We start from the raw sequence: 22,540 nt of genomic DNA, 5'->3' as shown, positions 1-22,540 counted from the left end.
CGTGGGACGGAAGACCGGCTTCCGTCCGCGATCGAGCACGTTTCGCGCGTAGGTCGCCGAGGACGGGGTAATGCGTGCAGCACGTGCGGCGCCCCGTCCGCCTGCGCGTGACCCTCGTCCGTCGGTGACCCGAGTCGGAGGAACCCGAACATGAGCGCGTGGAGTCCGGATCACACCGATCGGCAGCCGCGGGGGGCGGCTGTGCGGTTGCCGGACGGGTGGCCCGATCTCGTGGACGCGGGCATGTACGTGGTGGACGACAACGGCTCCGTGGTCGCGGTGAACGCCCGGGCCGAGGCCCTGCTCGGCCGCCCCGCCGACGGCCTCGTCGGCGGGGACGCGCACGAACTGCTGCATCGCGACCACCTCGGACAGACGATGCCCCGTGCCGCCTGCACGATGATGCACGCCTTCCTCAGCGGCCGTACGGGCGGCGGGGAGGGCGAGTTCTTCCAGCGTGGCGACGGCACGCTGCTGCAGGTGTCCTGGCTGGTCACACCGTGCCGGCTCGAGGAAGCCACGACGGGCGCGGCGGTGCTCTTCTACGAGGCGGGTCCGGCGGGCGGCACGCCGCCGGCCGCCGAGTCGACGACGCTGTCACAGCTCGACCGGCTGGCGCTGCTCGCCGAGACCACGACCAGGCTGACCTCCACCCTGGACGCCGACGAGGCGGTCGCGCGCCTGGTCCGGCTGGTGGTGCCACGGCTCGCGGACTGGGCCGTCGTGGATCTGATCACCGAGAGCGACGACGTGTGGCGGAACACGGTGGCGACCCACCAGGACGGCATCCTGACGCGGGTCGAGGAGTTGGAGGGCCCGCTGCCGCCGGTGCACGAGGAGTCACTGATGCCGTTGTCCCGGGCGCTGCGCGGGGCGGCGTCGGCGCTGGCCGGGCCCGAGACCTACCAGGGGCCGGCCGACTCGGGGATCACTGTCGCGCAGCAGAAGCTGTTCCAGGTGACGGGCCTGCGCTCGGCGGCGATCGCGCCGATCCGCGGCCCGCGCGCGGTCCTCGGCGCCCTCACCCTGGGTCTGAGTGACCGCCCGGGAGCCTTCACCGACGCCGAGTTGTCCCTGCTGGAGGACATCGCCCGCCGGGCCGGGCTGGCGCTGGAGAACGCGCGCCTGTACCAGCGCCAGCGGCACATCGCGGAGACGATGCAACGCCATCTGCTGCCCCAGATGCCAGAGGTGCCGGGGCTGCGGATGGCCGCGCGCTACGAGTCGGCGTCGGAGTCGGCCCAGGTCGGCGGCGACTGGTACGACTCGTTCCCGCTGGCCGACGGTGCCACGGCGGTGGCCATCGGCGACGTGGTGGGGCACAACATCGACGCCGCCGCCGGCATGGCGCAGGTCCGGAACATGCTCCGCGCCTACGCCTGGGCCCTGAACGAGCCACCCAGTTCGATCGTGGAGCGGCTGGACCAGGCCGTGGTGAATGTGACCGAGGCGTCCATGGCGACCGTGATCTTCGGCCGCGTCGAGCAGCACGGCGACGCGTGGGTGCTGCGCTGGACCAACGCCGGGCATCCGCCGCCGCTGCTGATCACGCACGACGGCCGGTCCCGTTTCCTGGACGAGGAACACGACCATCTGCTCGGGACGGGCCTGGTCCGGGCGCGTACCGACACGCTCACGGCGCTGCCGCCGCAGTCGACGCTCGTGCTGTACACGGACGGCCTGATCGAGTCGCCGGGGCACACGCTCGACCGGGGCATGGCCCGGCTGCGCCAGCACGCGGCGGCGTTGGCGCACCGCCCGCTGCACGTGTTCTGCGACCTGCTCCTGGAGCGGGCCCGTCCTGTCGACAACGACGACGACGTCGCCCTGCTGGTCTTCCGGACGCCGGCCGAGGGCGGTGAGCCGGGTGAGCGGTAGCGCGTCGGCCCGGGCCGGAGGTGTCGGGGGACCACTGTCTTCCCCAGGCCCCACACATCGCCACGCTCTCGCACGCGTAGCCAGGGTGCGTGCGGGAAACACGTGCCTCGGAGGGGTACGCGAGATCGCGTCCGCCTCGAAGAGCCGAACCGGGGAAGACGAGATGGCAACAGAGCCGCGTAGGGACGACAAACTGACTGCCGAGGAGATCCACGACACTCACGCCGCCTTCGACGGAGAACTCGGCGACGTGACGGGCGCCCGTACGGCCGCCGAGGGGTTTCTGGGGGCACTGGCGCGCATGTCCCCGCCGGCGGCCGTGGAGCACTGGGACGACATATTGCTGGTGGTCACCGAGCTGGCCGCCAACGCCGTGCAGTACGCTCCGGGGCGCTTCGAACTGACGATGCGGCGCACCCATGACGGGGTGCACGTGACGCTCGGGGACACGAGCACCACGTCGCCCGCCCCGCGCCCCTTCAGCCCGAGCAAGGGCGGTGGGGGGATCGGCTGGTATCTGATCCACACGCTGTGCGACGAGGTGAGCGTGGTGGTGCACGACCAGGGCAAGGACGTCCACGTCTTCCTGCCCTGGTGACACGGGCCCTGGTGACACGGGCCCCGGTGACACGGGCCCTGGTGACACGGGTGGTCGGTCAGGTCAGCGGCACCAGCACGCTGATCGTCTTGCCACCGGACGCGGCGCGGTGGACGTCGACCTCTCGGGAGAGCTTGTTGATCAACGGCCATCCGTATCCCCGGCCCTCGTGGGCGCGGGGCAGCACGCCCGGCCCGTGCATGCCGACGGGCAGGGCGGTGCTGTGGTCCCGGACGTCCAGCCGCACGCCGTCAGAGGTGAGGGCGACGTCGAATCCCGCGAGGCCGCCGCCGTGGCGTACGGCGTTGGTGACCAGTTCCGAGACGACGAGGATGAGATCGATCATCGATTCCTCGGTCGGTGGTCCGGCCGACGAACGCCACCGTTCCCCCACGAACGACCGTACGTAGCGGCGGGCCGCGGCGGCGGTGGTGATCGCGACCGGCGGCCGCGCCGCGCGGCCGGGGGCTCCCTCGGAGGGGGCGGTGCCGTGGTTTCCGATCGGGTGGCGTTCCATCGATGTCATGGTGTCCGCGGGGTCGACGGTTCGGGGCAGCTGGGTTCAGCGCTCTTCATGTACCGCCGCATACCCGCTCCCGCCCGGACCATGGCTGTCGAGATCGCCGCGGAGTATGACCCGCTTCCCGCACAGCTCCGCGGTCTCGCTCACCTGCGCCGCCGCGAGCTGTGTGCGTGCCGCGTCCAGGGCCTGGCGGACGTCGCGGGTGCCCGTGGACACACACAACGTGTACGCCAGGTCCTGCGCGCGGCGAGCCGTCTGCGGGTCGTTCCGCTCGCCCTGGTGGGCCATGAGCGACTCGTACTCGTCGACGAGGCGGCGCAGGGTCGCAGGATGCGGCATCAGCATGTGGTTCGGCTCCTGGGTGATCGGACGACGGGATGTCGCGCGGGAGTCAGGCAGAGAGGGTGGTCAGGCAGAGAGGGTGGTCAGGCAGAGGGGGCGGTCCGGCCGAGTGCCTCGTCCCGGACGCGGGCGCAGCTGCGGCTTATGAGACGGGAGACGTGCATCTGCGAGATCCCGAGCTGGTCGGCGATGCGGTTCTGCGTCATGTCCTCGAAGAAGCGCATGTAGAGGATGGCGCGCTCGCGTTCGGGCAGCCGGCGCAGCCCCTCCTTGGCCGCCTCCCGGTCCACGACGACGTCGTACGCCGCGTCGCACGAGCCGAGGGTGTCGGCGAGGCTGTAGCCGTCGTCCCCGGAGGCCATCTCCGCGTCCAGCGACAGGGCGCTGAAGCTCTCCAGCGCCTCCATCCCGGCGTTGACCTCCTCCTCCGTCAGCCCGGCGTGGGCGGCGATGTCGGCGACCGAGGGCTCGTTGCCGCCGCCCGAGGTCTGGCTGAGCTCGCGGCGCGCCACGCGCACCTTGTTGCGCAGGTCCTGGACACGCCGGGGGACGCGCAGCGTCCACATCCGGTCGCGGAAGTGGCGCTTGATCTCTCCGGTGATGGTGGGCACCGCGTAGCTCTCGAACGCCCCGCGTTCGGGCTCGTAGCGGTCGACGGCCTTGACCAGGCCCATGGCGGCGACCTGACGGAGGTCCTCCAGCGACTCGCCGCGGTTGCGGAAGCGGCCGGCGATGCGGTGGGCCATGGGCAGCCAGGCCCGCACCAGTTCGTCTCGTACGACGTCGCGCTCCGGCCCTTCGTCCATCGCCGCGAGCCGGGCGAAGGCTGCGGCGGTGTCGGGGGCGTCGTCGTGGGTCCTCCTGTCGGACGTGCCGGGGCGGACAGATGTACCAGTACCGTGTGCGGACGCATTGACCAGCATGGGAAATCGCTCCTGAACGACGCTTTCAGGGTCTGGCGACGGGAAACGGTGGGGGGCGACCAGGGCCCGTGCGCGGAACACCGCTTCCGCCGACGTGCCTCCTGTCCGGAGGCGTGGAACTCCGCTTGCCCCGCGGTTCCGAGCACAAACAACGGTGCGCGCATCCCTTGTGACGGATCGCCAGCTCCTCCCATCCGCCGTCCGCAGTGCGGCGACGACTTCAAGCCAGAGTGCGGAGCAACACGGTCCCTTTCACGACCGAGTGGGACTGAGTCCCGGGTACCGGGGCAGGCGTGGGATGGCAGCAAGGCGTCGGGCGAGAGGGGTGGACAGCATGGCAGCCGTGACGGCACGGGCAACGGCCACGGCACGCGGGACGGTCGTGACGGACGGGGTGGGCCTGCCCCTGATCGAGGACCCCTCCCAGGTAAGGCCGAAGGACGCGCGCGAGATGTCGCGGCAGTTCTTCGACCGGCTGGCCATGCTGGACGAGGGCACGCACGCCCACCAGTACGTGCGCAACACACTCATCGAGATGAACCTGTCCCTCGTGCGGTACGCCGCGTCGCGCTTCCGCGGCCGGGAGGACTCGCTGGAGGACATCGTCCAGGTGGGCACGATCGGGCTGATCAAGGCCATCGACCGGTTCGAGCTGTCTCGGGAGGTGGAGTTCACCACGTTCGCCGTGCCCTACATCGTCGGCGAGATCAAGCGCTTCTTCCGGGACACGAGCTGGGCCGTGCATGTGCCGCGGCGGCTGCAGGAAGCCCGGGTGGAGCTGGCCCGCGCGACGGACGAGCTGCAGTCCCGGCTGGGCCGTATGCCGACCACACGTGAGCTGTCCGAGCTGATGTCCCTGTCCGAGGAGGAGGTCATCGAGGCACGCAAGGCCTCCAACGGCTACAACACCTCCTCCCTGGACGCCGCGCTCACCTCCGACGGGGGCGAGGACGGCGACGCCGTGCTGGGCGACCTCATCGGCGCGGAGGACCCTTCGCTGGAACTCGTGGAGAACTTCCAGTCGCTGGCGCCGCTGATCGCGGAACTCGACGACCGGGAGCGCCGGATACTCCACCTGCGGTTCGTCGAGGAGCAGACCCAGTCACAGATCGCCGAGCAACTCGGGGTGTCCCAGATGCATGTGTCCCGGCTGATCAGCCGCATCATCAAGCGGCTGCGCGCCGGACTCCTGGAACCCGGGGTCGCCTGATCGGGGCTGTGTGGTCGGACGATTCGCGGGTATGCGCACGGGCGCATCGCCGGGCGATGCGTCGAATCCGTGGATCGGGGCACACGTCCCCGATCGGTAATGCCTGTGGAGGCCCCTCGTGTCCGTTGCCCAGAACCCCCTGTCGATCAAGGTCGATCTGCCCCGGGACGACGCCGTGCTGCTCACGATCGAGGGGGAACTGGACATCGACACGGCGACCGAACTGCAACATCATCTGGCGAACCAACTGCGCCACGGCCGAAGGCATTTCCTGCTGGACGTGTCGGCCGTCCCCTTCATGGACTCGTCCGGAATGAACATCATCCTGCGCACGTACCAGGAGGTGCGGCAGATCCCCGGCGGTGTGTACGTGATCTCACCGGTCCCGGCCGTACGGCGGATACTCGATCTCACCGGTGTCAGCCTCACGGTGGCGACGGTGGACAGCGTCGACGAGGCGCTGGCCGCCGTGGACTCCGGCCAGGTCGCCCCACAGCCGGACGAGCCTCCGGCGCAGGAGTAGTCGTCGTGAACCCGCTGACGGGCGGGGCCATTTGGCCCGGCCCGTCGGGGCACGGGCACGGGCAACAGTTGTCGTTTGACAACTATGGCCGGAAGGCAACAGAGTGAGCCGGGGCCAAGCACAGGAGAAGGGTTGTGATGAGGCTGTCGGACCGGGGTCGGGTCGGCGGCGGTCAGGCGCTCCAGGCGCCGGTGGCGTCGCCTTCGTGGATCTGTGTCGCGGCGGCGACGCAGAACGCCTCCAGGCCTTCCAGCAGCGCGGTGCGTTTCGCGTCGGGCATCTGTTCCAGCACCGATCCCAGGGCGCGTTCGCGGCGGGCACGCAGGTCCACGAGGAAGGACCGTCCGCGTCGGCTGAGGCCGAGGCACAGCTCGCGCCTGCTGGCCGCGCCGGCCCGGCGCTCGACGAAGCCCACCGCCTCCAGGCGGTCGCACAGGCGGCTGGTGGAGGGTGGCGTGGAGCCGAGGGCGTCGGCGAGCATCCGCAGATTGATGCCGTCGTTGTGTTCCAGGATGAACAGGACACGGATCTGCGAGGCGGACACCGGCGCCGTCGAGGCGCGCCCCCACAGGACCTCCAGCAGCTCAGCCGCCTCGGAGGTCACACGGGCCACCTGGTCCGGCCGCGGATGGGAGGAGGAAGTCACCATCCCACTCTTTCAGGCATCTCGAACACTGTCAGCTGTGGAGAGAACGGCGTATCCGACATCGTGAACAGATTCGTGGCAGCCGGACGGGCACTTCGCTCCGCTGCTCCGCACCACCTGGTGGACGCGGTCCGCGACGTACTGGGCGACCACTGGTCGGCTCAGGACGTCGAGCTCCACCTGGCCGACTACTCGCTCACCACACTGCGCCCCGTGTCCACGGGCCCGGACGCGCCGGAGCCCCTGCCGATGCACGGCGGTCCCACCGGGCGGGCCTTCGGGGCGCAGGAACCGTACGTCCACGAGCGCGGCGACGGCCGGGTGCGGGCTCATCTGCCGGTCACCGTGCGCGGCGACCGGCTCGGCGTGCTGAGTCTGACACTGCCGTCCGCCGAGCATGCCGACGAGTGCCTCGCCGAGCTGGCCGAGCTGGCCCGGATGCTGGGACACGAACTGGTGGTCGCCGAGCGCGACACCGATGTGTACGACCGGGCACGTCGCGCCGGCCGGCTCACGCTGGCGGCGGAGATGCAGTGGCAGCTGCTGCCGGGGCGTTCCTCCACCCGGTCCGAGTACGCGCTCGGCGGCCAACTGGAGCCCGCCTACGCCATCTTCGGCGACAACTTCGACTGGGCGTCCGACGCCGACCACCTCATGCTGTACGTCACCAACGGCATGGGAGAGGGCATCGAGGCCTCCCTGCTGACCAATCTCGGGATCAACGCGCTGCGCAACGCGCGCCGGGCGGGCGTCCCCATCGCGGACCAGGCGGCCCTGGCCGACCAGGCGATCCACGCCCAGTACGGCGGAGCCGCCCATCTGTCGGTTCTCCTGCTGGACCTGGACCTGGCCACCGGGCGTCTGGAGGTCGTGGACGCGGGATCCCCGCGCATGCTGCTGCTGCGCGACAGGAGTGTCACCTCCGTCGCACTGGAGGCCCAGCTGCCGCTGGGCATGTTCGAGGAGACGCGGTACGAGGCCCAGGAACTGCACCTGGAACCGGGCGACCGGCTCCTCTTCGTCAGCGACGGGGTGTACTCCGTCGCCGCACCCGGCGGGGAGGCCTACGGGGATCGCGCGCTGGCGCGGGCGATGACCGCCACGAGTCTGCTGCCCGCCGCCGATGTCCCCGGCGCGGTGCTGAGAGAGCTCTCCGGTCACCGCGGCACACCCGTGGCGGACGACGACGCGCTCGTGGTCTGTCTCGACTGGTTCGGCCGGGAGGAGGCCGGCCGGCCCCGCCCATGAGTTCGTTCCGACAGTCGTCTCCCGAAGCGAGGAGGCGTGACAGCACGTGAGGAGAGACCCGTGCCGGAGCACGACACGGCAGGCCAGCAGTTGACACCGGCGCAGGAAGTCACGGACTTCCTGCGCAGCCGCCAGGAACAGATCGCGCAACGTTGGGCCGACGCCGCCCTGTTCCGCACCGTCTTCACCCACTCCCGGGACGAGGCGGTCGAGGCGGGGCGGGCCGTGGTGGACGCGCTCGCCGCCGTGGCCGCCTCGGACAGCGTCGAGGACGCGGAGTCCGGCGGCTTCCATGTGATCCGTGAGCAGCTCGCCCGGACGGCCGCCGCCCGGGCGCGGGCCGGTTCCACCGTCACGCAGATCTCCGCCGAGGTGGACGCGCTGCGGCCCCCGGTCACCGAGTTGTTCCTCTCCGAGTTCGCCGCCGCCCCGGCGGCGCATCTGCGGGAGTGCACCACGACGCTGACGGTCCTGATGGGCACCCTGCGTCTGGTCGTGCTGGAGACAGCGCTCAGCGAGGGTGAGGAGCTGATCAACCGGCAGCGTCTTCAGCTCATGGAGGTCGCCACGCCGATGATCAAACTGTGGGAGGGCATCGTCGCCGTCCCCCTCATCGGCACGCTGGACAGCGCGCGCAGCCAGGTCGTGATGGAGACCCTGCTGGACTCGATCGTGGAGCAGCAGGCCAGGTTCGCCATCCTCGACATCACCGGGGTCCCCACCGTCGACACGCTGGTGGCGCAGCACCTGATGAAGACCGTGGCCGCGGCGCGGCTGATGGGGGCCGAGTGCATCGTCTCCGGCATCCGGCCGGCCATCGCGCAGACCATCGTCCATCTGGGCATCGACCTGAGCTCGGTGCTCACCCGTTCGAGCCTCGCGGACGCCCTGGCCTACGCGTTGCGGGAGCAGGGCACGGACATCGTGTCCCGCGACCTGGCCGGTTCGGAGCGCGGGTGAGCGGCCATTTCCCCGTCGCGTACGGCGGGCCGTCGCCGTACGGCGGAACCGTTCCCGTCCTCAAGCTCGGCGAAGTCCTCCTCGTGTCTCTGCAGGGCGATCTGCACGACGGTTCGGCGGAGCAGCTCCAGCAGGACATCAGCGAGACGGTCTCGCGCAGCGGCGCGACGGGGGTGGTCATCGACCTCTCCGGAGTGGAGATCGTCGACTCCTTCCTGGGCCGGGTGCTCGGCGACATCGCCGCCCAGACGAGTCTGCTCGCCGCCCGCACGGTGGTGGCGGGTATGCGTCCTGCCGTGGCGATCACCTTGGTCGAGCTGGGTCTCACCCTCCCTGGACTGCGTACCGCTCTCAGCACCGAGGACGCGATGCGTCTCCTCGGCGCGTCGTACCCGACCTTTCCCCGGCGAGGGCACGCCCGCGAGGAGAGTCCGTGATGCAGACCGCCGGCGGCATCTCCGCCTGCCTGCCGATCCACTCGGACATGGATCTGGTCTGGGTACGGCAGCATGTGCGGCAGGCGGCCGCCCAGCTCGGCTTCGGTCTCGTCGAGCAGACCAAACTCGTCACGGCGGCCAGTGAGTTGGCCCGCAACACCCTCGTCCACGGCGGCGGGGGTCAGATGGAGTGCGAGCCCGTGGTCAACGGCGCCGTACGGGGGCTGCGGCTGACGTTCAGCGACGAGGGCCCGGGGATCGCCGACCTCGACCAGGCGCTCCTCGACGGTTACACCTCCGGCGAGGGCCTGGGGATGGGGCTGGGCGGTGCTCGCCGACTCGTCCACGAGTTCGCGATCGACAGTCGCCCGGGCTCCGGCACCAAGGTGACGGTGGCCTCCTGGATGCCCGGCGCGCCGCGTCCGCGCGAGGAGCGGTGATGCCACGCGTCTGGGAGGTTCCGGTGCACGACTCCACCCGGGTGCGTGACGCCCGGGTGGCCGCCGAGGCCGCGGCGGCCCGGGCCGGACTCGACGAGTCCCGCGCCGCCGGGTGCGCGCTGGTCGCCACCGAACTGGCGACCAATTTGCTCAAGCACGCCGGGGGCGGGCTGATACTCCTGGAGGTCGTGGCCCGCCCCACGCCCGGCCGGGCGGACGGCGCCGCCCCGATGGTGCAGATCGTGGCGATCGACCACGGTCCGGGAGTACATGATGTGTCGGGTGCCCTGCGCGACGGTTTCTCCACCACGTCCTCGCTCGGCGCGGGCCTCGGCACCTGCCGCCGGATCGCCGACGACTTCGACCTCCACAGCACGGTCGGCCGGGGCACCATCGCCCTGGCGCGGATCGGCGCCCGCCGGGGGCGCCGCACCCCGGACCGCTCCCCCGCCCCGCCCGTGCGCGCCGGGGGTGTCAACATCCCCTTCGCCGGCGCGGAGTTCTCCGGTGACGCCTGGGCGTGGGTCAGGGCTGAGGACCTCACCACGCTGATGCTGGCCGACGGGCTGGGTCACGGCCTGGCGGCGGCACGGGCCTCCTCGGCGGCCGTGGAGCAGTTGTGCCGTGCGCCCGAACTGCCTCCCGCGCAACTGCTGCGGCGGCTGGAGGGCGCGCTGCGCGACACCCGGGGCGCGGCCGTCGCCGTCGCCCAACTCGACGTCGCCGCCGGGCGGTTGCTGTTCTCCGGAATCGGCAACATCGGGGCACGGCTGCGCACCGGCGCGAGTTGGCAGCCGCTGCTGTCGCGCCCCGGCATAGTCGGCGCCCACCGGGCGGCTCATCTGCCGCAGCACGAAGTGGCCTGGCAGGACGACTGCCTGCTCGTACTGCACAGCGACGGCCTGCCCAGCCGCTGGAGCCCGGGCCCAGCCGCCCACAGCCCCACCCTCGACCCCGCTGTGATCGCGGCCGTCATCGTGCGCGACGCGAGCAGCCCCGCCCGGCCGGTACGCGACGACACCACCGTCGCGGTGCTGAGCCCCTCCCCGCCGGACCACCTCCCATGACCCGTACCTGGCATGTCAGTTCCGTCACCGACGCCGCCCGGGCCCGTATCGCCGCCGCTCGACTGGCCACCGCACACGGGGTCTCCACGACCGACCGGGCGCGGCTGGTGTCCGTGCTCACCGCGCAGTTGCGGCAGTGCCTCACCAAGGGAGGCACATGGCTGCTCACCGCGCGGGCCACCACGGCGGGTCCCGGTGGCGCCAGGTTCCTGGTGGAGGTGACGTCCGCGACCCAGCGGCCGGGCGAGTTCCGGCAGCCCTGGCGGCTGACGGTCGCCTGCTCGCAGGAGGTGCGGCTGCCGGACAGCGAGTATGTGGCCGGCGATCCGGTGACTCTCGCCGAAGCCCTGTTCGGGGCCGACGAGGACGCCGCGCTGCTGCTGGAGAAGCTGGACGAGCAGGAGGCGTTGGTCGCCTTCCACCGGGAGGAGCTCCACCAGACCAACCAGGGGGTCCTCGCCCTGCACGCGGAACTGGACGCGGCCGGTCGCGCGCAGCGCGAACTCTTCGCCGCCGAGCAGAAGGCCCGCAAGGAGGCGGAGAACGCCCGCGGCAGACTCACCTTCCTCGCCGACGCCAGCGCCGCTCTGACGGCCTCCCTCAACCCCGACGCGATCGTGCGGCTGCTGCCGACGCTCCTGGTGCCCCGCTACGCCCGGACCGCCGACGTGTGGCTGTTCGACAGCGAGGACGATGTGCGCCACGGCGGCCCCCGTCCGGCCGCCGCCGTCGTCGCGGCCCGCCGTGGGCGCCCCCAGTACGCGGCCGACCACCCCGGCGGACTGCCCGGAGTCGACGACCAGCCGCCGTCGGCGCTCGACCCCGCCCGGCCCCTGCTGTGCGTGCCGCTGATGACCCGCCGCGCTCCCCTCGGCGTCCTGACGCTGTCACCACCCGCCGACGAGCGCTGGGACGCCGACAACGCCTTCATGCTGATCGAGCTGGCCCGGCGGGCCGGTGTCGCCCTGGAGAACGCCCGGCGCTTCGAACACAACCGCGACATCGCCGAGACCCTGCAACGCGCGCTGCTCACCGAGCTGCCCACCACCCCGGGGCTGCGGCTCGCCGCGCGCTATCTGCCGGCCACCCGGGGCCTGAACATCGGCGGTGACTGGTACGACGCCTTCCGCCAGCCCGACGGCAGTCTGATCACCGTCATCGGGGACGTCACCGGACACGGGCTGCGCGCCGCGGTGATGATGAGCCAGCTACGGACCGCGCTGCGCGCCTACGCGGTCGACGGCAAGAGCCCTGGCCAGCTCCTCACCCGTCTCCACCTGTTCCTGCACCATCTCCAGCCCGACCTGTACGCCACCGCCGTCATCGCCCGGTTCCACCCGCACGAGCCCACCCTCACCTGGGCCGCCGCGGGGCATCCGCCGCCGGTACTGCGCTCGCCCGACGGACAGGTACGGATCCTGGACGCCAAGCCCGGCGCCATGCTCGGCATCCCTCTCCACCAGGAGATCGCCGACCACACCGTCCCGCTGCCGCCGGGGTCGACCCTGGCGCTCTACACGGACGGGCTGGTGGAGCGCCGCGCCCAGGGGATAGACCCGGGCATCGAGCAGCTCGCCGCCTCCCTCAGGACGCTCCCGCCCGACGCCCTCGACGAGGACCTCGAGGCCTCCGCCGACCGGCTGCTGCACCCGCTGCTGGACGACGAGCACGAGGACGACGTGTGTCTGCTGCTGTGCCATGTGCACAGCGGGACGGGGCATGTCACGGCGCTGCGCCCCTGACGGGTCATCCCAGGGCCCGCAGCGCCTGCTCGACCCGTGCGCGCTCCGCCGGCGGCATCGCCCCCAGCGCGTCGGTGAGACGTGCGGAGAGGGACTCGGTGACGTCCGCGAGGAACTGACGGCCGCGTTCGGTCAGCACCAGGCGCACCTCGCGGCGGTCGTCGAGCCGCAGGTCGCGCTGGAGCATGCCGGCAGCCTCCAGCCGGTCGCAGAGCCGGCTGGCCGTGGGCAGGCCGACCCCGAGCTGCTCGGCCAGGGCGGTGAGGTTCAGCTCGGGCCGTCGGCGCACCGTTCTCAACGCCATGACCTGTCTCGGGGACAGCCGCGGGGTGACGTCCTCGACCGCCGAGAACCACAGGGGCGCCAGGCTCTCCACGGCGTCGAGAACCTGCCGGGCGACATCCTCGGGGCCGGTCATGCCGGGGGGCCTACCCGAAGCGCCCGGGAGTACACGGCCGTCCCCGCACACTCCCGCACCGCCCCCGGGTCGACCGCACCGTGGCGTCGCTACGCCTTGTAGGCGACTCCCCCGTACACGTCCGTCGGCTCGGGGTTCGTTCCCGGTTCCGGGCGCCACAGCGGGCAGGAGACGATGCCGGGCTCCAGCAGTTCCAGGCCCTCGTAGTAGGCGTGAAGCTGTCGGGGGCTGCGCAGTACGTAGGGGACGGCGCCGGTGTCGTCGTAGCCGTCCTGGGCGCGCTTGAGTTCGGCGTCGGTGTCCGTGCTGTCGTAGTGGACGAAGTAGCTGCCGGACGGCAGGGCGGCCTGGAGGCGGCGGACGATGTCCTTGGCCTCCTCGTAGTCCTGGACGTGGCCGAGGATGCCCATGAGCATCAGGGCCACCGGCTTGTCGAGGTCGAGGATCTTCCCGGCCGCTTCGAGGATGGTGTCCGGGTCGTGCAGGTCGGCGTCGACGTAGTCCGTGACCCCTTCGGGGGTGCTGGTGAGAAGGGCCTGCGCGTGCCGCAGGACGAGAGGGTCGTTGTCGACGTAGACGATGCGGGACTCGGGAGCGACCTTCTGGGCGACCTGGTGGGTGTTGTCGTACGTCGGGAGGCCGGTGCCGATGTCCAGGAACTGGCGGATGCCGCGCTCGCGGGCCACGAAGGTGACCGTGCGGATGAGGTAGACGCGGGAGGCGCGGGCCATCGTCTCGATGTTGGGGGCGATCTCGCGGTAGGCGTCGCCCGCCTCCCGGTCGACCTCGTAGTTGTCCTTGCCGCCCATCCAGTAGTTCCAGATGCGGGCCGAGTGCGGCACCGTGGTGTCGATCTTCGACAGGGCTTCCTGATCGGGAGTGGGGTGGCCGTCTGCCATGGGAACTCTCCTGCCTCACATCGCGTGGTCGTCGCTAACCTATCGTCAACTGCCCCGGGTTTCGCCCAAGTTGCGACGGACGAGCAGCGGGGGCACGAATGGGGCGGCCCGGCTCGCCGACGTCGAGGGTCACCACGGGCACATGCTGGGCGAGGGTGCGGAAGGCCCGCGCGTAGGCGGTGGCGGCCTCCGCGGCCTCGGTGTCGTGCGGACGGGCGGTGTGCTGGGTCGCGGTCAGGTGCAGCATGGCCCCGTCGCGTTCGGCCACGGCTTCGGCGAGGTCCAGGGCCTGTATCCACGTCACCCGGGAACGGCCCCGGCGCAGCGGACCGTGGACGAGTTCCGCGAGGAGATGACCGTCGACGGCCAGCCTGCCGGGCCCGGCGAGGAGTTCGCGGTAGGGCAGGGCCGGATCCAGGTGATGGAGGAAGGGCGGCAGGTGCCGGACCTCGAAGCCGAGGTGGGCCAGTTCGGCGACCAGGCGCGTCCTGCCGGGGCCCTGGTGCCCCTCGACGACGAGGGTCCGGTACTGGGTGAGCGAGGACGGCGGTTTCATCCCCGCCCCTCGCGAGCGGCCCGGCCGGGGCGGCCGGTGTGTCCGTCGGGCGGCATGGTTCGACCCGGGACACCAGGGGGTGCGGTGAGGGTCCCGCGCGGTGCCCGCGGTCTGCGGGCCGGGCGCCGTACATGCTGTGCGGGACTCTCACGCCACCCCCCAGGCGGCGTACGCATGCCACTCCCTTCGGATGGTGTGCGGCGGGTGTCGGCTCCACAGTCTGGGTGCGGCCGGGAGACGACGGGAGTGCGCGTGCGAGTTGTCCGGTTGTGCGGGCGTAGTGATCCGCGCGCCGGCCTCACAGCCGTCGCGGGACGCGGGGCGTCCGTCGTCGGGTGAGGCGGAGGGGCGTGGTGGGGTGGCGTGGTGGGGCGGCGTGGTGGGGCGGCCGTCAGGCGATGAGGAAGTCGGCCTGGCCCGCCTTGGCGCCCTCCAGGAACGCCACCATCTCCTCCCGCGAGTAGACGAGGGCCGGGCCGTCGGGGTCGGTGGACTGACGGAAGGCGACGCTGCCGTCGGGCAGCCGCTTGGCCTCCACGCAGGAACCGCCGTTGGTGCCGCTCCAGGGCTTGCGCCAGCCCTCGGCGCCGAGTTCGGGTGCGGGCATGCCGCTGCGGAAGGGGCTGTCGGGTGTCCTTGCCATGTGTCACAACTCCTTGCGTAGTGCCGCCAGGATGTCCCTGGTCCGGGCCACCGGTTCCGCCTGCACGGACATCCGGTCCAGTACCTCCAGGTAGGTCACGACGTCCGCGGGCTGGTCGACGTACTGGGCGCCCGCGAGGCCCTCGGTGTAGACGATGTCGGGGAGTTCGGAGAACCCGAAACGGAAGTAGTGGAAGGGGCCGTACGCCCCCGGGTGGGGTCCGGCCGCGAACCGCATGATCTGGATCCGGATCTTCGGCTGCTCCGTGGCCTCGGCGAGCCGGTCGATCTGGGCCCGCATCACGTCGGGGCCGCCCACCGCCCGGCGCAGCACGGTCTCGTCGAGGATGGCCCAGACGGCCGGTGCCTCCGGTTTGACCAGCAGGTCCTGGCGTCTGAGACGCAGGGCGACGCGGCGGTCGACGTCCTCGGAGGTCGCGTTCGGGAAGCCGACGCGCATCAGGGCGGCGGCGTAGTCGTGGGTCTGCAACAGGCCGGGTACGTACTGGGGTTCGTAGAGGCGGATGACATCGGCCTCGCTCTCCAGGCTCACGTACGCGCTGAACCACTCCGGCAGCACATCGCGGTACTTGTGCCACCAGCCGGGCTGGTTGGCCTCGCGGGCCAGGGAGAGGAAGTCGTCGATCTCGGTGCCGGAGACCCCGTAGGTGCGCAGCAACTCCTTCACGTAGGGGATACGGAGACCGACCTCGGCTTTCTCCATGCGGCGGACGGTCAGGGCGGTGACTTCGATGGCGCGGGCGGCGTCGTCGAAGGAGACTCCGGCCTGCTCCCGCAACTGCCGCAGCCTTTTGCCGAGAACCATGCGCAGGACCGTGGGCGCCGCGGGGGCGCTCCCTCCTGAGCGGGCCTCACTCACGTGCAACCTCCCGGGGCGGGATTCACAGCGTGCAGTCTGCCACGCGATCCGCTGACACGGACAGGTCTTCGCAGTTCGTTCTGAAATTATCAGAACGCTGGTTGCGAGCTGAGTTGTTCGGCCACCATGGTGACTGAGTGACCTGCCGCGCATCGAGGGCAGCGTCCCTCGAACTCCTCCGGCCCGCCCCGGAGTCGGCGCCACGGCGGGTACGGATCAAGCCGCACGCCGACACGATGCGACACCTGGATGGCCGCCGTGACGAACGGATTACCTAGGAACCCGGTCAAGGGGGCCGGCGGGCCCAACAAGCCGCTGGCGGCAGCCCTGAAGGAGGCGGGCTGTTCGTACTCCTCCCTGGCCCTCCGGGTCAATGAACTGGGCCGCTGTCAGGGTTCGGAGACCAACTACGACAAGGCCTCCGTGACCCGCTGGCTCCAGGGCCAGCAACCACGGGGGAACACACCGGAATTGATCGCCGCCGTTCTCGGCGAGCGACTGGGCCGCGCGCTCACTCCGGCCGATATCGGCTTCCCGCTCGACCGCGGGCGACCGGTGACGGGGCGGTCCTTGATGTACGCCGAGAACGTGGGTGAGACCCTGCACACCCTGGCCGAGCTGGGGACCACTGACATCTCCCGGCGCAGTCTGCTGGGCGCGGTGCCGTTCGTGCCGGGCGCGCTGACCAACCCGCAGCGGGCCTGGCTGCTGTGGCTGGTGGAGAGCCGTGACGCCCCCAGGCTGGCGCCGGTGCCGGCCGGCGGGCCGGTGGAGCAGGTGCACGCGATGCTCCGCATGTTCGACGAGATGGACAACCAGTACGGCGGCGGGGGCATCCGCACGAGCATCGTGCAGTACCTCACCACCGAGGTCATCCCCCTGCTCCAGCAGCGCGGCACGCCACCGCACCACCGCCGCGAACTGTTCGCCGCCGCCGCCCGGCTGGCCGCCATGGCGGGCTGGAGTTCGTACGACGCCGGGGAGTACGGCCTCGCCCAGCGGTACATGACGCAGGGGCTCAGGCTCTGCGCGGAGGGCCGCGACCACGTACTGGGCGGGCAGATCCTCGCCGGCCTGTCCCATCTGGCGACCAGTCTGGGCCGCCCCGACGAGGGCGTGGCCCTGGCCCGCGCCGGGGTGGCCACGGCCAAGGACGCGGGCAGCCCGCTCGGTCTGATGCGGCTGCACGCCATGTCCGCACGCGGCCACGCGGCGCTGGGCCGTCCTCGTGAGACCGCCGATGCCCTTCGCGCCGCGGAGAAGCAGCTCGACGCGAGCCGGGGTGCCGCCCAGGAGTCGCCCTGGGTGCGGTTCCTCGACCACCACTACCTCCAGGCCGAGTCCGCCGTCTGCTTCCGCGATCTGGGCCTCGCCGCGCAGGCCGAGCACACCGCGGGCGAGTCGGTGCGCGCCCACGCCGACCGGCGCCGGCGCCAGGCCATCAGCCGGTCCGTCCTCGCGACGGCGCACCTCCAGCAGAACCGCCTCGACGAGGCGATCGCCACGGCCGACGACGCGCTGGAGGCGCTCAGCGGCGTCCACAGCGAACGCTCCATCCAGGCCCTGCGTGACTTCCGGGCCCGCCTGGCGTCCCACCGCCACGAGCCCCTCGTACAGGACTTCGAACGCCGGTCGCGGGTGGTGCTGGGCACAGCCGCCTGAGGCCACCCACTCGCCCCGCACAGTTGCCCGCCCTCCGGCGCCGGGCGCCACGCCCGAGACCGGCCGACTCGACCGAGAACCGGCCGGTTCAGCCGGGGGGTCAACCGCCAGGCCCGAGGCCGACCACCTGGCGGACTGTCCCGCTTGATGGCTGGCCCCTCCGTCGACGTCCACCACGATGGGAACACACAGCTCGCCTCACTACGCGCCCGCAACTGCACAACCCCTCCACCACCTGGTCTTTTGTGTGCCCGGTGCTGTTGTCTTCGACAACAGCACCGCGACAACAGCACCGGGGCCCGCCGCCCCTGTCCGCCCCCACCGCCACGCACGACGAGGAGGACCCGATGACGGCAGTCAGTGTCGGCGCGCTCCGCCGACGGATCCCTGCCGCAGCAGCACACGACCCGGGATGGAGCGCGCACGGCGCACCGTTCCGTGGGACGGACCGCCCCCTGGGCGTGGTGAGGCTGCCTTGATCTCCCTCAGGAGGTCCCGCCTCCTGCAGTTGGCGGTCCCCGCGCACCCGTCGTACGCGGCCGGGGTGCGGCGCACTGTGGCGGCACACCTCACCCGCTGGGAACTGGCCGGGATCCTCGACGACGCCGTCCTCGCCACCGACGAACTGTTCGCCAACGCGGTCCGGCACGCGAGCGCCGGTCCCGCCGACACCGTCGCCGTCGTCCTCGAATACTCGGAGCGCGAGCTGCGCGTGACGCTCGCCGACCCCTCGCCCACTCCGCCCCGGCCACGGACAGTGGACTCGGGCGCCGAGTCGGGGCGTGGGCTGGCCATCGTGGCCGCGCTGGCCGACGACTGGGGCACCGATCCGCCGGAACCGGGTGACGCGGGCAAGAGAGTGTGGTTCTCGCTCGCCGTCCGGGGACCGGTGTGAAGGGCGCCCCGGCCATGGAACCCGCCTCCGGCGACGCACCGCCCCGCGAGCAGGTCCTCGCCGCCGAACTGGTCCGCAGGGCCGAGGACGAACGGCGGCTGGCCCAGCAGGCCCGCTCCGCACCCCCCGCGCCGGCACGCGACCGTATCGCCGAGTGCCACACCGGCAACGCGGACGCCCTGCGCGCGATCGTCGCCCGCCATGGCTGGCCCACGGCCGCGCTGGTCGGTGAGCCCGCCTCGACGGCAGCCCTGATGATCCTCCTGCACTCCCCCGACCTCGGTTTCCAGCTCACCTGCCGCGACCTGATCGCCGAGGCCGTCGCGGACGGGCACTGCCCCGCCGTGCACCACGCCTACATCGCCGACCACTGCGCCGTCGCCCTCGACCAGCCGCAGTTCTACGGCACCCGTATCAACCCCGGCACCCTCTTCCCGTTTCCCATCCGCCACCCGGAGACCGTCGACGAACGCCGCCACGACGTCGGCCTCGGACCACTGACCGAGCATCTGCGGGCGGTGCGGAGCGGGGTGGGGGCGAGCGGCGGGGTCTGACGGTAAATCGATCGCCGACACCAGTTGGTCCCGGTAGTTTGGCGCGATGTCCGAGCTACGCACCGACCGTCTGCTCCTACGCCACTGGCGGGAGTCCGACCTCGCCCCCTGGGCGGCGATGAACGCCGATCCGGTGGTGCGCGAGTACTTCCCGGAGGTCCTCACCCCGGAGCAGAGCGAGGCGTCCGCCACCCGCTTCCAGACCGACCTCGACGAGCGCGGCTGGGGCTGGTGGGCGGTGGAGGTGCGGGCCACCGGCGAGTTCATCGGTTTCACCGGCCTGGATCCGGTGGAGGAGGACATGCCGTTCACCGGGGTCGAGGCGGGTTGGCGGCTGACGCGTGCGGCGTGGGGGCACGGTTACGCCACGGAGGCCGCACGAGCCGTCGTGGACTTCGGCTTCCGGCGCCTCGCCCTCACCGAGATCCTCGCCATCACCACCGCCACCAACCTCCGCTCGCAGGCGGTCATGCGCCGCCTCGGCATGACCCGCGACCCGGCCGACGACTTCGACGACCCGAGCGCGCCGGAGGGGCCGCTGCGCCGAAGCGTCGTCTTCCGGCTGCCTGCCGGCTCCGCGTAGGGGCAGGGAGTTCGGGGCGCTCGCTTCGCCCGGAGGTGTCCGTCCGTGCCGGTGGCCTTATTGGACGCGGCTCCAGTGGTCACCTGGCGTTCCGCGCAGGACAGAGCGACGGGCGATCCTCAGCGGCTCGACGTTCGAGGAGCGGATCGGCTCTGCCCGGACCGTGGTCGACGGGGACTGCGGCCGATGGCCCCGGCGAACAGGATCTGGTTCATCGGACGGCGGACTCCCCCTCGGTCGCGTTCGGATACGCGACCGCCTCGCCGGTGTCGCTGGTTCTCACAGACCCGCCCTATGCAGGCACCCGATCTTGTTACGGAGGTGGGTGGTTGGCACAATGACCGGTTGTGGTCACCCGCCCCGATCCGGTCGCCCTTTATCCCGACGTCGCCGCCCACGGCAGCCTCTCCGCCGCGCTCCGAGCCGTCGCGAGGGAAGGTTTCCTCGCGGGAGAGGGCTTCTTCTCCGCACCCGTCGGGTCCTCGGCCGACGATCCACTGAGGCATGCCGCTGTCGAGAGCACACTGCCGCACCGCAACGCACTGATCGTCAACTCATGGACGTGGAAACGACGGTGGTCGATCCGCGGCGAGGAGTCGTACCAGGGCATGGCACTCGTCCAGGGCGCTACCGAGGACTTGACGCAGGTCGCCAGGGCCGCGCAGGCGTGGCACGACGGGGTGGCGTTGGGCGACATCCGCCGGACGGCGCCGTTCGTGGAGCTGACCGGCCGCTTCGAGGTACCCGACAACGACCCCTTGCGCCTGACGGAGTCCGAGTGGCGGCATCTGCGCACGGAGGCCGACACGCTGGAGTCTCCCGGAGAGGCCTACCGTGCGCTGGTCGAGGCGGCGTACGCCGAGCCGGCGCTGCGGGCCCTCTATCCCTTCACCAGCCACTGGACACTGCGCTTCTCGACCACCACGCGTCGCCGCCGTCTGTCCGACGTCGGACTGTGCCTGTTCGCGCATGACGTCGACCGCTACACGGTCGGCGAAAACCTCACGAACGACTCCGTCTTCGCGCGAGCGACCACGGCACGGGAGGCGGTGGCGGCAGCCGTACGCCATCTGCGGCCCGGCCTGGGCCCGGTCACCCTCGAAGCAGCGCGCGTCGGAGACTGACGCGCCTCGCGAAGCCGCCCACGAGCCCCGCGTCCGCCCCGGCCGCCCGCTGCCCGTCGGGTCGCGCGGACAAAGCAGTCCACGCGCGACGGAGCACCCTGCGGTCCGCCGCGACCATCGGCCCTCGGTCGTCGCCCGGCACCCCATGGTCGGGCCGTCCCGGTTCGTGTGCCCGTCCCCGAACCCGCCCTCCGCTCCAGCACCCGGCTCAAGCTGAGACACTGCACGTCATGGCCTCCTTCACTCCCGCGCGCGCCCTGTTGATGCTCACCACCGGGCTGACCTGTCTGCTGATGGCGGGCGGCGCCCTCGTCGGCGCCCTGATCGGCGGTGGTCCGGTCGCCCTGGGGGCCGCCGTCTGCGCGGGACTCGTCGGCATGGTGGGTTCGCTCATCGTGCGGCGGCGTGCCATGGCGCACTTCGCCACGGCCCAGCGTCAGGCCGGGCAACGGGGATACGCCGAGGGCATCGCCCACGGCGTACTCATCCATGTGACCGCCTACGAGGCCGCCGTCTTCCCCCACACCGGGCCGAGCGGTGTCAGCGCCGAGGAGCGCGAGGCCCGCCGCACCATCGCCTACCGCATGGCCGCACTCGACGAAGTGCCCCGGCGCGTACGCCTGGCCGCCGCCGACGCCCTCGCCCTTCTCGACAGGACCGACCGCGAGGGCGCCGAGGAGGCTCTGGCCCGGCTCGCCACCACCGTGCGCCTGGAGTACAGCCGGCTGTGACGCCGCGCCCGTTCCCGGCACCCGCCTCGCCCTCGGTTCAGTGGCCGCTGATCGCGCGGGGTGTGTAGGGCCCTTCCAGCTCCTCGGTCTCTTTCTCCGTGAGGGTGAGGTCGAGGGACGCCACGGCGTCGTCGAGGTGGTGGGGCTTGGTGGCGCCGACGATAGGAGCGGCCACGCTGGGCCGGCTCAGCAGCCAGGCGAGGGCGACACGGGCCCGGGGCACCCCGCGCTCGCCGGCGATACGGGTCACGGCGTCGACGATCTCGCGGTCGCCCTCCAGGTAGAGGGTCCTGCCGAAGTCGTCGGTCTCGGCGCGTTCGGTCACCGTGCCCCAGTCGCGGGTGAGGCGACCGCGGGCGAGCGGGCTCCAGGGCAGCGTGGCCACGCCCTGGTCCTCGCACAGCGGCAGCATCTCGCGCTCCTCCTCACGGTAGAGGAGGTTGTAGTGGTTCTGCATGGACACGAACCGCGTCCAGCCGTGCAGCCGGGCGGTGTGCTGCATCTTCGCGAACTGCCAGGCGTACATCGAACTCGCCCCGATGTAACGGACCTTGCCCGCCTTCACCACGTCGTGCAGGGCCTCCATCGTCTCCTCGACCGGAGTGTGGGGGTCGAAGCGGTGGATCTGGTAGAGGTCCACGTAGTCGGTGCCCAGGCGCCGCAGGCTGTTGTCGATCTCCGTCATGATCGCTTTGCGGGACAGGCCCCGGCCGTTGGGGCCCTGGTGCATGGTTCCGTTCACCTTGGTCGCGAGGACGATCTCCTCCCGTCGCGCGAACTCCGCCAGTGCGCGGCCGACGATCTCCTCGCTGGTGCCGTCCGAATAGACGTTCGCCGTGTCGAAGAAGTTGATCCCGGCGTCCAGGGCCCGCCGAATCAACGGCCGTGACGCCTCCTCGTCCAGGGTCCACTCGTGCGTGCCTCGGTCCGGGAGCCCGAAACTCATGCATCCCACGCAGATGCGGGACACGTCCAGGCCCGTCGAGCCGAGCTTCACGTACTGCATCGTCACTACTCCTGCCTGTGGGGTGTACACCTGAGAGGCAGCGTACGAGTGGC

Annotated in this window: 26 protein-coding genes; 16 read left to right on the top strand and 10 right to left on the bottom strand. The window is 71.6% G+C overall.

Features of this window, described 5'->3' with window-relative positions:
- Nucleotides 1-150: 150 nt before the first annotated feature.
- The gene (locus ACFY9I_RS22355; protein ID WP_391004211.1) at nt 151-1,878 is read left to right on the top strand and encodes a SpoIIE family protein phosphatase; all 1,728 of its coding nucleotides are present in this window, start codon (nt 151-153) and stop codon (nt 1,876-1,878) included.
- A gap of 163 nt (nt 1,879-2,041) precedes the next feature.
- Nucleotides 2,042-2,476: an ATP-binding protein gene (locus ACFY9I_RS22350; RefSeq protein WP_391004209.1), complete on the top strand. Its 435-nt coding sequence runs from the start codon at nt 2,042-2,044 to the stop codon at nt 2,474-2,476.
- 58 nt (nt 2,477-2,534) lie between these two features.
- On the opposite strand, the gene ACFY9I_RS22345 is transcribed toward ACFY9I_RS22350, so the two are convergent.
- The 3 genes from ACFY9I_RS22345 to ACFY9I_RS22335 all read right to left on the bottom strand — a co-directional run bounded on the left by ACFY9I_RS22345 (nt 2,535) and on the right by ACFY9I_RS22335 (nt 4,264).
- Nucleotides 2,535-2,993, bottom strand: coding sequence for an ATP-binding protein (locus ACFY9I_RS22345; protein WP_391004207.1), 459 nt, complete (start codon nt 2,991-2,993; stop codon nt 2,535-2,537).
- 45 nt (nt 2,994-3,038) lie between these two features.
- A complete protein-coding gene (locus tag ACFY9I_RS22340; protein ID WP_391004205.1) occupies nt 3,039-3,344 on the bottom strand; it encodes a DUF5133 domain-containing protein in 306 nt (101 codons plus the stop codon).
- An 80-nt stretch (nt 3,345-3,424) separates the two neighbouring features.
- Nucleotides 3,425-4,264 carry a SigB/SigF/SigG family RNA polymerase sigma factor gene (locus ACFY9I_RS22335; RefSeq protein ID WP_391004203.1) on the bottom strand — a complete coding sequence of 280 codons (840 nt, stop codon included), beginning with the start codon at nt 4,262-4,264 and terminating at the stop codon, nt 3,425-3,427.
- A gap of 334 nt (nt 4,265-4,598) precedes the next feature.
- Here ACFY9I_RS22335 and ACFY9I_RS22330 point away from each other — a divergent pair, with 334 nt between their 5' ends.
- Together ACFY9I_RS22330 and ACFY9I_RS22325 are read left to right on the top strand one after the other, a co-directional pair.
- Nucleotides 4,599-5,474, top strand: a complete 876-nt coding sequence (locus tag ACFY9I_RS22330) for a SigB/SigF/SigG family RNA polymerase sigma factor (protein ID WP_391004201.1) — start codon at nt 4,599-4,601, stop codon at nt 5,472-5,474.
- Between the two features lie 118 nt (nt 5,475-5,592).
- Nucleotides 5,593-5,997, top strand: a complete 405-nt coding sequence (locus tag ACFY9I_RS22325; protein ID WP_391004199.1) for an anti-sigma factor antagonist — start codon at nt 5,593-5,595, stop codon at nt 5,995-5,997.
- A 172-nt stretch (nt 5,998-6,169) separates the two neighbouring features.
- Here the strand turns inward: ACFY9I_RS22325 and ACFY9I_RS22320 are convergent, their stop codons facing one another.
- Complete coding sequence (locus tag ACFY9I_RS22320; RefSeq protein WP_391004197.1) at nt 6,170-6,646, bottom strand: MarR family transcriptional regulator; 477 nt, start codon at nt 6,644-6,646, stop codon at nt 6,170-6,172.
- Between the two features lie 60 nt (nt 6,647-6,706).
- Between ACFY9I_RS22320 and ACFY9I_RS22315 the strand changes: the two genes are divergently transcribed.
- The 6 genes from ACFY9I_RS22315 to ACFY9I_RS22290 are packed head-to-tail and all read left to right on the top strand — an operon-like array spanning nt 6,707 to nt 12,537.
- The gene (locus ACFY9I_RS22315; protein WP_391004195.1) at nt 6,707-7,891 is read left to right on the top strand and encodes a SpoIIE family protein phosphatase; all 1,185 of its coding nucleotides are present in this window, start codon (nt 6,707-6,709) and stop codon (nt 7,889-7,891) included.
- A 60-nt stretch (nt 7,892-7,951) separates the two neighbouring features.
- Complete coding sequence (locus ACFY9I_RS22310) at nt 7,952-8,851, top strand: RsbRD N-terminal domain-containing protein (protein ID WP_391004193.1); 900 nt, start codon at nt 7,952-7,954, stop codon at nt 8,849-8,851.
- Nucleotides 8,848-9,288, top strand: coding sequence for an STAS domain-containing protein (locus ACFY9I_RS22305; RefSeq protein ID WP_391004191.1), 441 nt, complete (start codon nt 8,848-8,850; stop codon nt 9,286-9,288). Before ACFY9I_RS22310 ends, ACFY9I_RS22305 begins: the two co-directional genes overlap by 4 nt.
- Nucleotides 9,288-9,728 carry an ATP-binding protein gene (locus ACFY9I_RS22300; protein ID WP_391004271.1) on the top strand — a complete coding sequence of 147 codons (441 nt, stop codon included), beginning with the start codon at nt 9,288-9,290 and terminating at the stop codon, nt 9,726-9,728. The genes ACFY9I_RS22305 and ACFY9I_RS22300 overlap by 1 nt, the downstream gene beginning before the upstream one ends.
- Nucleotides 9,728-10,795 (top strand): SpoIIE family protein phosphatase, encoded by a 1,068-nt coding sequence (locus tag ACFY9I_RS22295; protein WP_391004189.1) that lies wholly within the window; start codon nt 9,728-9,730, stop codon nt 10,793-10,795. Before ACFY9I_RS22300 ends, ACFY9I_RS22295 begins: the two co-directional genes overlap by 1 nt.
- Nucleotides 10,792-12,537, top strand: a complete 1,746-nt coding sequence (locus ACFY9I_RS22290; RefSeq protein WP_391004187.1) for a SpoIIE family protein phosphatase — start codon at nt 10,792-10,794, stop codon at nt 12,535-12,537. Before ACFY9I_RS22295 ends, ACFY9I_RS22290 begins: the two co-directional genes overlap by 4 nt.
- A gap of 4 nt (nt 12,538-12,541) precedes the next feature.
- On the opposite strand, the gene ACFY9I_RS22285 is transcribed toward ACFY9I_RS22290, so the two are convergent.
- The 5 genes from ACFY9I_RS22285 to ACFY9I_RS22265 all read right to left on the bottom strand — a co-directional run bounded on the left by ACFY9I_RS22285 (nt 12,542) and on the right by ACFY9I_RS22265 (nt 15,878).
- Complete coding sequence (locus ACFY9I_RS22285) at nt 12,542-12,955, bottom strand: MarR family transcriptional regulator (protein WP_391004185.1); 414 nt, start codon at nt 12,953-12,955, stop codon at nt 12,542-12,544.
- A gap of 89 nt (nt 12,956-13,044) precedes the next feature.
- Nucleotides 13,045-13,854, bottom strand: coding sequence for an SAM-dependent methyltransferase (locus tag ACFY9I_RS22280; protein WP_391004183.1), 810 nt, complete (start codon nt 13,852-13,854; stop codon nt 13,045-13,047).
- A gap of 34 nt (nt 13,855-13,888) precedes the next feature.
- Nucleotides 13,889-14,410, bottom strand: a complete 522-nt coding sequence (locus ACFY9I_RS22275; protein ID WP_391004181.1) for a hypothetical protein — start codon at nt 14,408-14,410, stop codon at nt 13,889-13,891.
- Nucleotides 14,411-14,801: 391 nt separating this feature from the next.
- Nucleotides 14,802-15,053: a DUF397 domain-containing protein gene (locus tag ACFY9I_RS22270; RefSeq protein WP_391004179.1), complete on the bottom strand. Its 252-nt coding sequence runs from the start codon at nt 15,051-15,053 to the stop codon at nt 14,802-14,804.
- A gap of 3 nt (nt 15,054-15,056) precedes the next feature.
- A complete protein-coding gene (locus tag ACFY9I_RS22265) occupies nt 15,057-15,878 on the bottom strand; it encodes a Scr1 family TA system antitoxin-like transcriptional regulator (protein WP_391004176.1) in 822 nt (273 codons plus the stop codon).
- Between the two features lie 303 nt (nt 15,879-16,181).
- Between ACFY9I_RS22265 and ACFY9I_RS22260 the strand changes: the two genes are divergently transcribed.
- The 6 genes from ACFY9I_RS22260 to ACFY9I_RS22235 all read left to right on the top strand — a co-directional run bounded on the left by ACFY9I_RS22260 (nt 16,182) and on the right by ACFY9I_RS22235 (nt 21,481).
- A complete protein-coding gene (locus ACFY9I_RS22260) occupies nt 16,182-17,594 on the top strand; it encodes a hypothetical protein (RefSeq protein WP_391004175.1) in 1,413 nt (470 codons plus the stop codon).
- 475 nt (nt 17,595-18,069) lie between these two features.
- Nucleotides 18,070-18,489 (top strand): ATP-binding protein, encoded by a 420-nt coding sequence (locus ACFY9I_RS22255; RefSeq protein ID WP_391004172.1) that lies wholly within the window; start codon nt 18,070-18,072, stop codon nt 18,487-18,489.
- A 14-nt stretch (nt 18,490-18,503) separates the two neighbouring features.
- Nucleotides 18,504-19,043 (top strand): DUF6624 domain-containing protein, encoded by a 540-nt coding sequence (locus ACFY9I_RS22250; RefSeq protein ID WP_391004170.1) that lies wholly within the window; start codon nt 18,504-18,506, stop codon nt 19,041-19,043.
- 46 nt (nt 19,044-19,089) lie between these two features.
- A complete protein-coding gene (locus tag ACFY9I_RS22245) occupies nt 19,090-19,626 on the top strand; it encodes a GNAT family N-acetyltransferase (protein WP_391004168.1) in 537 nt (178 codons plus the stop codon).
- 347 nt (nt 19,627-19,973) lie between these two features.
- Nucleotides 19,974-20,750, top strand: coding sequence for a DUF6193 family natural product biosynthesis protein (locus ACFY9I_RS22240; RefSeq protein WP_391004165.1), 777 nt, complete (start codon nt 19,974-19,976; stop codon nt 20,748-20,750).
- A gap of 230 nt (nt 20,751-20,980) precedes the next feature.
- Nucleotides 20,981-21,481, top strand: a complete 501-nt coding sequence (locus ACFY9I_RS22235) for a hypothetical protein (RefSeq protein WP_391004163.1) — start codon at nt 20,981-20,983, stop codon at nt 21,479-21,481.
- Nucleotides 21,482-21,518: 37 nt separating this feature from the next.
- Here the strand turns inward: ACFY9I_RS22235 and ACFY9I_RS22230 are convergent, their stop codons facing one another.
- Entirely contained in the window at nt 21,519-22,487 is a 969-nt protein-coding gene (locus tag ACFY9I_RS22230) for an aldo/keto reductase (RefSeq protein ID WP_391004160.1), read from the bottom strand.
- Nucleotides 22,488-22,540: the final 53 nt, after the last annotated feature.

It is taken from the genome of Streptomyces sp. NPDC012510 (genome assembly GCF_042955065.1).
Lineage (GTDB): Bacteria > Actinomycetota > Actinomycetes > Streptomycetales > Streptomycetaceae > Streptomyces.
Note: the sequence above shows the minus strand (reverse complement) of the source record. Positions and strands in the feature narration are given on the sequence as shown.